General features: G+C 69.5%; 13 protein-coding genes. 7 read left to right on the forward strand and 6 right to left on the reverse strand.

Going from position 1 to position 10,970, the window contains the following annotated elements:
* Positions 1 to 4: 4 nt before the first annotated feature.
* Positions 5 to 469, reverse strand: a complete 465-nt coding sequence (locus MMF98_RS02835; RefSeq protein ID WP_243304125.1) for an Mpo1 family 2-hydroxy fatty acid dioxygenase — start codon at positions 467 to 469, stop codon at positions 5 to 7.
* Positions 470 to 528: 59 nt separating this feature from the next.
* Between MMF98_RS02835 and cutA the strand changes: the two genes are divergently transcribed.
* Together cutA and MMF98_RS02845 are read left to right on the forward strand one after the other, a co-directional pair.
* Complete coding sequence (cutA, locus tag MMF98_RS02840; protein WP_243304127.1) at positions 529 to 870, forward strand: divalent-cation tolerance protein CutA; 342 nt, start codon at positions 529 to 531, stop codon at positions 868 to 870.
* 64 nt (positions 871 to 934) lie between these two features.
* Entirely contained in the window at positions 935 to 1,513 is a 579-nt protein-coding gene (locus MMF98_RS02845) for a DUF2889 domain-containing protein (protein ID WP_243304129.1), read from the forward strand.
* A gap of 599 nt (positions 1,514 to 2,112) precedes the next feature.
* Here MMF98_RS02845 and ftsY read toward each other — a convergent pair.
* Entirely contained in the window at positions 2,113 to 3,186 is a 1,074-nt protein-coding gene (ftsY, locus tag MMF98_RS02850) for a signal recognition particle-docking protein FtsY (protein ID WP_243304130.1), read from the reverse strand.
* Positions 3,187 to 3,215: 29 nt separating this feature from the next.
* On the opposite strand from ftsY, the gene MMF98_RS02855 reads away from it, so the two are divergent.
* Genes MMF98_RS02855 through coaD form a run of 4 tightly spaced genes read left to right on the forward strand, consistent with a single transcriptional unit; the run spans position 3,216 to position 7,221 of the window.
* A complete protein-coding gene (locus tag MMF98_RS02855) occupies positions 3,216 to 4,619 on the forward strand; it encodes a M16 family metallopeptidase (protein ID WP_423837552.1) in 1,404 nt (467 codons plus the stop codon).
* On the forward strand, positions 4,616 to 5,980 hold the full coding sequence (locus tag MMF98_RS02860; protein ID WP_423837553.1) for a M16 family metallopeptidase: 1,365 nt from the start codon (positions 4,616 to 4,618) through the stop codon (positions 5,978 to 5,980). The genes MMF98_RS02855 and MMF98_RS02860 overlap by 4 nt, the downstream gene beginning before the upstream one ends.
* Before the next feature lie 50 nt (positions 5,981 to 6,030).
* Positions 6,031 to 6,666 carry a 16S rRNA (guanine(966)-N(2))-methyltransferase RsmD gene (gene rsmD, locus MMF98_RS02865; RefSeq protein ID WP_243304133.1) on the forward strand — a complete coding sequence of 212 codons (636 nt, stop codon included), beginning with the start codon at positions 6,031 to 6,033 and terminating at the stop codon, positions 6,664 to 6,666.
* A 57-nt stretch (positions 6,667 to 6,723) separates the two neighbouring features.
* Positions 6,724 to 7,221, forward strand: a complete 498-nt coding sequence (gene coaD, locus MMF98_RS02870) for a pantetheine-phosphate adenylyltransferase (protein WP_243304136.1) — start codon at positions 6,724 to 6,726, stop codon at positions 7,219 to 7,221.
* Positions 7,222 to 7,249: 28 nt separating this feature from the next.
* On the opposite strand, the gene MMF98_RS02875 is transcribed toward coaD, so the two are convergent.
* The 4 genes from MMF98_RS02875 to MMF98_RS02890 form a co-directional block, all read right to left on the reverse strand.
* Positions 7,250 to 7,648: a YkvA family protein gene (locus MMF98_RS02875; protein WP_243304138.1), complete on the reverse strand. Its 399-nt coding sequence runs from the start codon at positions 7,646 to 7,648 to the stop codon at positions 7,250 to 7,252.
* A gap of 13 nt (positions 7,649 to 7,661) precedes the next feature.
* Positions 7,662 to 8,375, reverse strand: coding sequence for an alpha/beta fold hydrolase (locus MMF98_RS02880; protein WP_243304141.1), 714 nt, complete (start codon positions 8,373 to 8,375; stop codon positions 7,662 to 7,664).
* Positions 8,376 to 8,437: 62 nt separating this feature from the next.
* Positions 8,438 to 8,875, reverse strand: coding sequence for a MarR family winged helix-turn-helix transcriptional regulator (locus tag MMF98_RS02885; RefSeq protein WP_243304142.1), 438 nt, complete (start codon positions 8,873 to 8,875; stop codon positions 8,438 to 8,440).
* Positions 8,872 to 9,252 carry a GIY-YIG nuclease family protein gene (locus tag MMF98_RS02890; protein WP_243304145.1) on the reverse strand — a complete coding sequence of 127 codons (381 nt, stop codon included), beginning with the start codon at positions 9,250 to 9,252 and terminating at the stop codon, positions 8,872 to 8,874. The genes MMF98_RS02885 and MMF98_RS02890 overlap by 4 nt, the downstream gene beginning before the upstream one ends.
* 433 nt (positions 9,253 to 9,685) lie before the next feature.
* Here MMF98_RS02890 and urtA point away from each other — a divergent pair, with 433 nt between their 5' ends.
* On the forward strand, positions 9,686 to 10,957 hold the full coding sequence (gene urtA / locus MMF98_RS02895) for an urea ABC transporter substrate-binding protein (protein ID WP_243304148.1): 1,272 nt from the start codon (positions 9,686 to 9,688) through the stop codon (positions 10,955 to 10,957).
* Positions 10,958 to 10,970: the final 13 nt, after the last annotated feature.

The raw sequence follows: 10,970 nt of genomic DNA on the forward strand, positions 1-10,970 counted from the left end.
TGGCTTACCAGCGGATGCCAAGCCGGCTGAACAGCTTGCTCAGCACGAACAGCGGCCCCACCCACAGGTATTGCAGGTCCTCGAAGAAGGACGGCTTCTTGCCCTCGATCTTGTGGCCGATGAACTGGAAGATCCAGGCCACGACGAAGATGGCGAGCGACAGCTTGAAGGCCATCGCGCCCATGGCCAGCACCAGGGCCAGCAGCAGGCCCGACCACAGCACCATGGTGACGAGGAACACCACCGACAGCCGGGCGTAGTACACCACGCTGGCCGCGAGGAAGGCATAGGCCACCCAGGGATGCGCGGCGTACATCATGCCCACGATGCTGAGCATGATGGCCGGGATGGCCACGAAGTGGATCAGCTCGTTGGTCGGGTTGCGGTGGCTCTCGCCGTAGTGGGCGAGCAGCTGGTCCACCCGGCGTGTGCCGGCGGCGGGGGCGTGGGTGTCGGCGGCGGTCGTCATGGGGCTGTCTCCTGGGCTGTATTCTTGGAACAATGACCTGATTCTGGAGGTCCGCGGCCATGCAAGACAGTCAAAAATACGACATTTGGAGCGTCGCCACCACCGTGGCAACCCTTGAGGACGCGCACCGCCTGGCGCGCGAGGTGCTGGCGCAGCAGCTTGCCGCCTGCGCGCAGATCGAGCCGATCGAATCGCTGTACCCCTGGCAGGGGCGGCTGTGCGAGGAGCGCGAATTCCGGCTCACGTTCAAGACCGCCCCGGCGGCCCGCACGGCGCTGGAGCGCTGGCTGAAGGCGCATCACCCCTACGAGCTGCCGCAGATCGTTGCTATGAAATACATAGCAGACAAAGACTATGCCGCCTGGACCTTGGCCCAATTGGGGCCGCAATCTGGCGCCTGACAGGCCGCGCCGGGGCAATGCGGGCAAAATCCTTTCCAGACCCACTGAACGCTTTCATTCCCCCATGCTCAGCACACCCGCCGCCCGCGCTCCCCTGCACACCCGAACCATCACCTTCCGCGGCTATGCCCGCGAGGACGGGCTGTGGGATATGGAGGGCGAGCTGCACGACAGCAAGCACTACAGCTACGCCAGCGGCAGCCGCTCCATGCCCGCGGGCACGCCGATCCACCACATGCACCTGCGCGCGACGGTGGACGACCGCCTCTGCATCCATGACATCGAAACCTCGATGGAGAGCACGCCGTTCGGCGAATGCCGGTCCGCCGATGCCACCATGAAACGCATGATCGGCCAGACCATGGGCCCCGGCTGGCGCCAGGCGATCGACCGCGCCATCGGCGGCGTGCAGGGCTGCACCCACCTGCGCGAGCTGCTGTTCAACCTGGCGACGGCGGCCTTCCAGACCATCCCGCATGCGCGCGAGGTGCGGCGCCGCGAGGCCGGGCAGCCGGCCGTCGAGGGCGGCGATCCGCCGTTCTACATGGGCAAGTGCATGACCTGGGACTTCAACGGCCCGGTGGTGGCGCGCGTGGCGCCGCAATTCGTGGGCTGGGCAAAGCCGGGGCGCAAGCCTGATTGATTTGCTGCTGCGATAGGCGGGCGCCGTGCCTGTGCCGCACGCCTGTACCGCGCCTGCGCCCAAGCGTGCGCCCAGGCAGCGCGGCCCTCGCCGCAGCCCCCTGCGGGGTGAGCCGCTGCAGTACTCAAAACAGGCGAACCGGATGGGCTCGGGTTTGACAACGGCGGTCCGTTGAGACCTCGCAGCCTGTTTTTCCGTGCTTCGCGCCTGCGGCTCTGATTGGGCCGCGCGGCCTGGGCGCACGCTTGGGCGCGAGAGGAGATGGTGGTCCGCGAAAGAGCTTGGGAACGCAGGGGCGCAGGGGCGCAGGGGCGCAGGCATTTTCATTAGGCGCGCAACCCGCCCGCTCGCCCAAAGCCTGCTGCCGGGGCGCAGCGCTTGCGCCACCGATCAAGAGCTCCGGGCGCGAAGCGCGGAAAAACGGGCCAGGCCATCGCAGCGGACGACAAGTGTCAAACCCAAGCCACTGAGGCCCGCCCGTTTTGAGCACTGCAGCGGCTCACCCGAAGGGGCCGGGGCTCTGGTGGCGCAAGCGCTGCGCCCCGGCGGCAGGCGCTTCGCCGGAGGAAAACCTCCAACCAAGAATCAAGCCAGCAAAATCAAGCCAGCAAAGCCTGCGCAAACTCCCGAGCGCTGAAGGTTTCCAGGTCTTCGAGCTTCTCGCCCACGCCGATGAAATAGACGGGGACCGGCCGCAAGTCCGGGTGAATCTGGGTGCGCTCGCGCGCCCAGAGGGCAATGGCAGCCAGCACGCCGCCCTTGGCCGTGCCGTCAAGCTTGGTCACGATCAGGCCGGTGAGCTGCAGCGCGTCGTCGAAGGCGCGCACCTGGGCCAATGCGTTCTGGCCGGTGTTGCCGTCGATCACCAGCAGCACCTCGTGCGGTGCCGTGGCATCGGCCTTGGTCACCACCCGCTTGATCTTGCGCAGCTCCTCCATCAAATGCAGTTGCGTCGGCAGGCGCCCGGCCGTGTCCACCAGCACCACGTCCTTGCCGCGCGCCCGGCCCGCGGTGACGGCGTCGAAGCTCACGGCGGCCGGGTCGCCGCCTTCCTGGCTGACGATCTCCACGGTGTTGCGGTCGGCCCAGACGCCAAGCTGCTCGCGCGCCGCGGCGCGGAAGGTGTCGGCCGCGGCCAGCAGCACCGAGGCGCCCTCGGCCGACAGGTGGCGCGTGAGCTTGCCGATCGAGGTGGTCTTGCCCGCGCCGTTGACGCCCGCCACCATGATCACGGTGGGCTTGTGCTGGCCGATCACCAGCGGCTTCTCCAGCGGCGCCAGCAGCTCGGCGATGGCGTCGGCCAGCAGGCCCTTGACGGCGGCCGGGTCGGTGGTCTTGGTTTCCTTGACGCGCCGCCGCAGATCGTCCAGCAGGTGCTGGGTGGCCTTGACGCCGGTGTCGGCCATCAGCAGGGCGGCTTCCAGCTCTTCATACAGCGCATCGTCGATCTGCGTGCCGGTGAACACGGTGGCGATGCTCGAGCCGGTCTTGCGCAAGCCGGCCTTGAGCTTGTCGAGCCAGCCCTTGCGCGAGGGCTCGGGCGCGGCGGGCGCCGGGCTGGCAGCCACGGCGGGCGCGACGGCCGGCGGCACGGAAACGGGGGCTGCGGCGTCGGGCAGCGCGGTGGGAGCAGGGGGGGCGGGCGGTGCTTTTTTCTTGAAGAAACTGAACATTGGGCGGTTTTCTAGAATCACACCATTCTATGAAACGACTTCTCCCAGCCCTTTCCTTCGTCCTGGGATTGGCCTTCACGGCCGGCGCCAGCGCCCAGACCCCCGTCAAAACCGAACAATTCACCCTCGCCAACGGCATGACGCTGATCGTCAAGCCCGACCGGCGCGCGCCCACGGCCGTGCACATGGTCTGGGTGCGCGTGGGCTCGCTGGACGAGGTGGACGGCACCTCGGGCGTGGCGCATGCGCTGGAGCACATGATGTTCAAGGGCACGCCGACGCTGCCGCCGGGCGAGTTCTCGCGCCGCGTGGCGGCGCTGGGCGGGCGCGAGAACGCCTTCACCACGCGCGATTACACCGGCTACTACCAGCAGATCCCGGCCGGCCGGCTGGAGGATGTGATGAAGCTCGAAGCCGACCGCTTCGCGCACAACCAGTGGCCTGACGAGGAGTTCCGCAAGGAGATCGAGGTGGTCAAGGAGGAGCGCCGCATGCGCACCGAGGACGTGCCGCGCTCGCTGCTGTACGAGCAGCTCAATGCCGCGGCCTTCATCGCCTCGCCCTACCACCGCCCGGTGGTGGGCTGGATGAGCGACCTCGACGCCATGACGCCCGACGACGTGCGCGACTTCCACCGCCGCTGGTACGTGCCGGCCAACGCCACCGTGGTGGTGGTGGGCGACGTGGAGCCGGCCCAGGTGCATCGCCTGGCCGAGAAATACTACGGCGGCATCCCGGCGCGCGCCGTGCCCGCGCGCAAGCCGCGCACCGAGCCCGTGCAGGCGGGCATCCGCCGCCTCGAATTCAAGGCGCCGGCCGAGCAGGCCTACGTGACGCTGGCGTTCCGCGTGCCGCAACTGGCCTCGCTCACGGCGCCCCAGCCGTCCGACGAGGACGCGCTTGCCCTCACGGTGCTGGCGGCCGTGCTCGACGGCTACGAGGGCGCGCGGCTGGCCCGCGCGCTGACCCAGGGGCCCGACCGCGTGGCCGACAGCGCCGGCGCGGGCAACGGCCTGTTCGGGCGCGGGCCGCAACTCTTTGTGCTGGATGGCGTGCCGGCGCAGGGCAAGACCGCGGAACAGGTCGAGGCCGCGCTGCGCGCCCAGGTGGCGCTGGTGGCGCGCGAGGGCGTGAGCGAGGCCGAGCTCAACCGCGTCAAGACGCAGTGGGTGGCCGGCGAGGTCTACAAGCTCGACTCGCTGATGAACCAGGCGCGCGAACTCGGCAGCTACTGGATCCAGGGCCAGCCGCTGGACGCCGGCGAGCGCCTGATCCAGCGCCTGCGCGCCGTCACGGCGCAGCAGGTGCAGGCGGTGGCGGCGCGCTACTTCGGCGACGACCAGCTCACCGTCGCCACGCTGCGCCCGCAGCCTCTGGACAAGAACCGCGCGCCGCGCCCGGCGGCACCCGGCGCCGCGGGAGAGATGCGATGAACCCGAGCACTATGAAAACAATAGCAAAGAACAACCGCTGCACCTGGACGTTGGCCGCTTTTCTCTCATTTTTCGGGATGAATGCCGCTTTCGCGGCCCTGCCGATCCAGCACTGGACCCAGGCCAGCGGCGCGCAGGTCTATCTGGTCGAGAGCCCGGGCATCCCGATGCTGGACGTGCAGATCGACTTCGACGCCGGCGCCCGCCGCGACCCGGCCCCGCAGGCCGGCTTGGCCAGCGTCACCGCCGACATGGCTTCCAAGGGGCTGCTGGCGCGCGGCGCCGAGCCGGCGCTCGACGAGAACGCGCTGAGCCAGGCCTGGGCCGACCTCGGCGCCTCGTTCGGCGCCGGCGCGGGCAACGACCGCATGAGCTTCTCGCTGCGCTCGCTGACCTACCCCGACCTGCTGGACCGCGCCGTGCGGCTGGCCGCGCGCCAGCTTGGCGAACCCGCGTTTCCCGAGGCCGTCTGGCTGCGCGAGCGCGCGCGCCTGAACGCCGCGCTCAAGGAGGCCAACACCCGCCCGGCCACCCTGGCCGGCCGCGCCTTCGCCCAGGCCGTCTACGGCGGCCACCCCTACGGCCAGGAGATGACCGAGGACAGCCTCGCGCGCATCGGCGTGGCCGACATGCGCGCCTTCTACGGCGGCCTGATCGCGCCCTGCCGCGCCAAGGTGAGCCTGGTCGGCGCGGTCACGCGCGCGCAGGCCGATGCGCTGGTGCAAACCCTGCTGTCGCGCCTGCCCCAGCCTGCTGCCTGCGCGCCGCTGCCTGTACTGCCCGAGGTGTCGCCGCTGGCCGCCGCGCGCGAGCAGCGCATCCCGTTCGCCTCGGCCCAGGCCCAGGTGCTGATCGGCCAGCCGGGCTACCGGCGCAACGACCCCGACTTCTTCGCGCTCACCGTGGGCAACTACATCCTGGGCGGCGGCGGCTTCGTCTCGCGCCTGACCTCCGAGGTGCGCGAGAAGCGGGCCCTGAGCTACAGCGTCTACAGCTACTTCGCGCCCGGCCTGCATGCGGGCGCCTTCACCGTAGGCCTGCAGACCCGGCCCGACCAGGCCGACGCGGCGGTGCGCGTGGCGCGCGAGGTGGTTGCCAAGTTCGTGGCCGAGGGGCCGACCGAGGCCGAGCTCAAGGCCGCCAAGGACAACCTGATCGGCGGCTTCGCGCTGCGCATCGACAGCAACCGCAAGCTGCTGGACAACGTGGCCAACATCGCCTGGAACGGGCTGCCGCTGAACTACCTCGACACCTGGACGCAGCAGGTCGGCCAGGTCAGCGCGGCCCAGATCAAGGCCGCCTTCGCGCGCAAGCTGCAGCCCGAGCGCATGGTGACCGTGGTGCTGGGCGGCACGCCCTGAATCGGAAACGCGGCCGCCCGCGGCCCGCGGTGCGCCACAATGGCGGCGACATGACTTCTCCCGACACCCAACCGCGCCGCGCGCCGGCCCCGAAGGGCCGCCCCAAGGGCAGCCGCCCGGCGCCGGCCGCGGCGCCGCACGAGGTGCGCATCATCGGCGGCCAGTGGAAGCGCAGCAAGCTGCCGGTGGCCGACCGGCCCGGCCTGCGCCCCACGCCCGACCGCGTGCGCGAAACCCTGTTCAACTGGCTCGGCCAGGACCTCACGGGCTGGCGCTGCATCGATGCCTTCGCCGGCAGCGGCGCCCTGGGCTTCGAGGCCGCCTCGCGCGGCGCGGCCGAGGTGCTGATGCTGGAGCAGGACGCGGCGCTGGTGGCGCGGCTTGCGGCCGTCAAGACCCGGCTGGGCGCCGCGGCGGTGCGCATCGAGCGCGGCGACGGCGTGGCGGCGCTCGGGCGCGCCGCGCCGGGCTCGGTCGACCTGGTGTTTCTCGACCCCCCGTTCGAGGCGGAGGCGCTGTTCGCGCCGGCGCTGCGGGCGGCCCGGACTGCGCTGCGGGCCGATGGCCTGGTCTACCTCGAGGCGCCCCGGCCCTGGGACGCCGACGCGCTGGCCGCCCACGGTCTGCAGCCGCACCGCCACCTGAAAGCCGGGGCCGTGCACGCCCATTTGTTACGGCATCTGTAACGGCGGGCATAATGCACTGCAACAAAACCGTCATGAACGTGTTGAGGAGAAGGGCTCATGTCCAACGTCGTTGCCGTCTATCCCGGGACCTTTGACCCCATGACCCTGGGCCACGAAGACGTGGTCCGGCGGGCCACGCAGTTGTTCGACCGCGTGATTGTGGCGGTGGCCGCCGGCCACCATAAGAAGGCCTTGTTCACCTTGCAGGAGCGCATCGAGATGGCGCGCGAGGTGGTGAGCCGCTATCCGCAGGTGGAAGTGGAGAGCTTCTCCGGCCTGCTGCGCGACTTCGTGGTGCAGCGCGGCGGCAAGGCCATGGTGCGCGGCCTGCGCGCCGTGACCGACTTCGACTACGAGTTCCAGCTCGCCGGCATGAACCGCAGCCTGATGCCCGACGTGGAGACCGTGTTCCTCACGCCCAGCGACAAGTACCAGTTCATCTCCAGCACCTTCGTGCGCGAGATCGCGGTGCTGGGTGGCGAGGTCGACAAGTTCGTCTCGGCCTCGGTGCAGCAGCGCCTGGCCGAGAAGGTGCGCAGCCTGGGCCGCGAGTAAGGCGGCAAAGGCATCGGCCGCCGGGCGCTCAGCGCCGCAGCGCGGCGGCGATCCAGAAGGCCAGCGCCACGGCCAGCGCCGTCCAGACGAGCACGATCACGACCGCCCCCACGAAGCTGCGCGGCTTGGCCGCCGGCCGGGCCATCCAGGCCTCGGCCTGCTGGCGGGACTCCAGCAAGACCTGGGGCGGCAGCAGGCGCAGGGTCAGCCAGATCAGGGCCGGAAGCAGGATGACGTCGTCCAGGTAGCCGAGCACCGGAATGAAGTCGGGGATCAGGTCGATCGGGCTGAGCGCATAGGCCAGCACGAAAGCGCCCAGCGCCTTGGCGTACCAGGGGGTGTCCGGATGCGTTCGGGCGAACCACAGCGTCATCGCATCGCGCTTGATGCGCCTGGCCCAGCTTCGTGCCGTGTTCAGGAAACCCATCGACGGCCCGGCTTCAAGGCCGGGACGGATTCACCCGTGCCAGCCACGCCAGCAGCGTGGCGTTCACCTCGTCCGGCTTTTCCATCGTCAGCATGTGGCCGCACTGCGGCAGCAGCACCAGCTCGGCACCGGGGACCAGGGCCGCGATCTCGCGCGCGCACTCCGGCGGGGTGAGCTGGTCGGCCTCGCCGCACATCACCAGCGTGGGGCAGCGCAGCTGCGGCAGGTGGGCGCGCGCATCGGGCCGCGCGATCACGGCGCGGTTCTGGCGGATCAGCTGCTCGGCGCCCGCGCCCAGCACGAAGTCCAGGTAGGCCTGCACCAGCGCCGGGTCGTTGGCCTGCTGCGGGGCGAAGGCAAAGCCCACGTTGGGCCGGATCACTTCCTCGGCGCGCCCCTGGCGGAACAGCTCGATCGCGCTCTCGCGCAGCGCGCGCATGTCGTCGGTCTCGGGCCGCGCGCTGGTGCCCAGCAGGGCCAGGCCCCGGACGCGCTGCGGCGCCTGGCGTGCCGTCTCCATCGCCACCATGCCGCCCATCGACGCGCCGCACAGGATCAGCTCGCCGCCATGCTCCTCCAGCAGGGCGCGGGCCATGGCCTCGACCGTTTCGGCGCGCGTGTGGACGTCGGTGACGACGGGGCTCAGGGCGGCGGGCAGCGCGGCCAGTTGCGCCTGCCACATCGTGGCGTCGCCGGCCAGGCCGGGGATCAGGATCAGTCGGGGCATGGGGAAATTTTCCTTTCGGGGGCGATTCTGTCATCCCCGGCATGACGCCAAACCGCGCCCGGCTACAGATCGAGCGCCCGGCTGCGCGACAGCGCCTCAAGCGCATGGGCGGTGGCGGCGGCCTCGTCCGGGCCGATGGCCCGCGTGGCCTCGCGGCACACGGCCTGCACTGTCTCGAGCGCGCCTTGCAGCAGTGCCTGGCCTGCCGGGCGCAGCACGGCCTCGCCGGCGCGCCGCCCCGCGGCGCCGGGCACGCGGTCGAGCAGCCCGGTCTTCTCCAGCGGCAGCAGCCGGCGCACGGCAGCCGAGAGCGTGAGCCCCAGCGGCCGCGCGAGTTCGTCCACCGGCAGGCGGCGCCCCTCGGCGAGCGCCAGCCGGTGCAGCAGCAGGAAGTCGCCGAAGCTCAGGCCATGGAAGGTGCCGAGCTCGTCGTCCAGCTTGAAGCCGAGCCGCGCATGGGCCTCGGCCAGCCGCAGGCCCAGGGTGAGTGCGTCGGTCATGGCGCCTCCTTGGTGTGGGCCGGGCCCGGGCGGCCGTTGTAGCCGGCCGGCCCGTGGCAGGGGAGTTCTTCGCGCCACAGCGCCAGGGCGTCGGCGAGTTCCGCCGGGTAGTCGAACTGCGGGTCGTCGCGTTCCTTGAGGCGCTCCAGCACCTCGAAGCTGAACTGGTCGGCGCCGCAGGCGATCCAGTCGCGCTGCAGCTCCTTGTTGCGGTGCGAGCGCAGCTGCAGCTCGAAGCGGTGCCGGTTCATCGCGCCCGGCAGGTTCATGCTGGCATCGACGTAGAGGCGGCCGTTGGCGTGGTTCCGGATCAGGAACACGCCCATGGGAACCCGGGCGGCCTTGTATTGCCGGGTGAGGGTGCGCTTGTCGTTCATGGGAGGTCGGGTGAGGAAAGGGAGGGGTCTAATTTTACCCGGATTAAATATTACCATCAATATTGCCCGGATTTAATTGGGGAGACCCGCCGCCCTCACCCTGCCGGATCGGCTTGGCGCCCGCGCCGCAGGGCAGGAGCAGGGCCAGCGTGGATGGCCGGCGGCCTCGCGATCAGCCCGGCGGTCGGCCCGCAGCGCTTCGGCGCCGGGTTTTCAAGGAAATACCGGCCGATGTCCTTGTCGGGCGGTCATCGGGTGCTATGGATTTAATAGCAACCCATGCCTGCCGGCACCGGTCGCGTACGCCACCTGGCGTATTGGCGCGGCCCGGGGGCGAACCTAGCATGAACCTGTCCGCTGAATGGCGTCCGGGAGGGCGGCGACAGCGAACCCCGTCCATCCCCTTTGTTCGTTCCTCACTTGGAGAAGCCACATGCAACGCCGGTTCACCCTCAAGGCCCTCGCGGCCGCCACCGCCCTGGCCAGCCTTAGCGCTTTGCCAGCCCATGCCGCCGACACCATCAAGGTGGGCGTGCTGCACAGCCTCTCAGGCACCATGGCGATCTCGGAAACCGTGCTCAAGGACACGGTGCTGATGGCCATCGACGACATCAACAAGAAGGGCGGCGTGCTGGGCAAGCAGCTCGAGCCCGTGGTGGTCGACCCGGCTTCCAACTGGCCGCTGTTCGCCGAGAAGACCAAGCAGCTGCTCGGCCAGGACAAGGTTTCGGTGATCTTCGGCTGCTGGACCTCGGTGTCGCGCAAGTCGGTGCTGCCGGTGGTCGAGGAAATGAACGGCCTGCTGTTCTACCCGGTGCAGTACGAGGGTGAAGAGCTCTCCAAGAACGTGTTCTACACCGGCGCCGCGCCCAACCAGCAGGCCATTCCGGCGGTGGACTACCTGATGAGCAAGGAAGGCGGCGGTGCCAAGCGCTGGGTGCTGCTGGGCACCGACTACGTCTACCCGCGCACCACCAACAAGATCCTGCGCGCCTACCTCAAGAGCAAGGGCGTGGCCGACAAGGACATCGACGAGAAGTACACGCCCTTCGGCCACAGCGACTACCAGACCATCGTGGCCGACATCAAGAAGTTCTCGGCCGGCGGCAAGACGGCGGTGGTCTCCACCATCAACGGCGACTCCAACGTGCCGTTCTACAAGGAACTGGGCAACGCCGGCCTCAAGGCCAAGGACGTGCCGGTGGTGGCCTTCTCGGTCGGTGAGGAAGAGCTGCGCGGCGTGGACACCAAGCCGCTGGTCGGCCACCTCGCTGCCTGGAACTACTTCATGAGCCTGAAGAACCCGACCAACACTGAGTTCATCAAGCAGTGGAGCGACTACGCCAAGGCCAAGAAGATTCCCGGCCACATGGACAAGCCGCTGACCAACGACCCGATGGAAGCCACCTGGATCGGCATCCACATGTGGAAGCAGGCGGTGGAGAAGGCCAAGTCCACCGACACCGACAAGGTGATCGCCGCCATGGCGGGCCAGACCTTCAAGGCGCCCTCGGGCATCGTCTCCAAGATGGACGAGAAGAACCACCACCTGCACAAGAGCGTGTTCATCGGCGAGATCAAGGCCGACGGCCAGTTCAACGTGGTGTGGAAGACGCCCGGCCCGGTCAAGGCCAAGCCGTGGAGCCCGTACATCGAAGGCAACGACAAGAAGAAGGACGAGCCGGACGGCAAATCCAAGATGTGATCCTGGCACACCC

This window comes from Variovorax terrae (genome assembly GCF_022809125.1).
Lineage (GTDB): Bacteria > Pseudomonadota > Gammaproteobacteria > Burkholderiales > Burkholderiaceae_C > Variovorax_A > Variovorax_A terrae.

Coding starts and splice junctions, on each gene's coding strand:
- MMF98_RS02835 (WP_243304125.1), bottom strand. CDS start 469: ATGACGACCGCCGCCGACACCCACGCCCCCGCCGCCGGCACACGCCGG.
- cutA (WP_243304127.1), top strand. CDS start 529: ATGCAAGACAGTCAAAAATACGACATTTGGAGCGTCGCCACCACCGTG.
- MMF98_RS02845 (WP_243304129.1), top strand. CDS start 935: ATGCTCAGCACACCCGCCGCCCGCGCTCCCCTGCACACCCGAACCATC.
- ftsY (WP_243304130.1), bottom strand. CDS start 3,186: ATGTTCAGTTTCTTCAAGAAAAAAGCACCGCCCGCCCCCCCTGCTCCC.
- MMF98_RS02855 (WP_423837552.1), top strand. CDS start 3,216: ATGAAACGACTTCTCCCAGCCCTTTCCTTCGTCCTGGGATTGGCCTTC.
- MMF98_RS02860 (WP_423837553.1), top strand. CDS start 4,616: ATGAACCCGAGCACTATGAAAACAATAGCAAAGAACAACCGCTGCACC.
- rsmD (WP_243304133.1), top strand. CDS start 6,031: ATGACTTCTCCCGACACCCAACCGCGCCGCGCGCCGGCCCCGAAGGGC.
- coaD (WP_243304136.1), top strand. CDS start 6,724: ATGTCCAACGTCGTTGCCGTCTATCCCGGGACCTTTGACCCCATGACC.
- MMF98_RS02875 (WP_243304138.1), bottom strand. CDS start 7,648: ATGGGTTTCCTGAACACGGCACGAAGCTGGGCCAGGCGCATCAAGCGC.
- MMF98_RS02880 (WP_243304141.1), bottom strand. CDS start 8,375: ATGCCCCGACTGATCCTGATCCCCGGCCTGGCCGGCGACGCCACGATG.
- MMF98_RS02885 (WP_243304142.1), bottom strand. CDS start 8,875: ATGACCGACGCACTCACCCTGGGCCTGCGGCTGGCCGAGGCCCATGCG.
- MMF98_RS02890 (WP_243304145.1), bottom strand. CDS start 9,252: ATGAACGACAAGCGCACCCTCACCCGGCAATACAAGGCCGCCCGGGTT.
- urtA (WP_243304148.1), top strand. CDS start 9,686: ATGCAACGCCGGTTCACCCTCAAGGCCCTCGCGGCCGCCACCGCCCTG.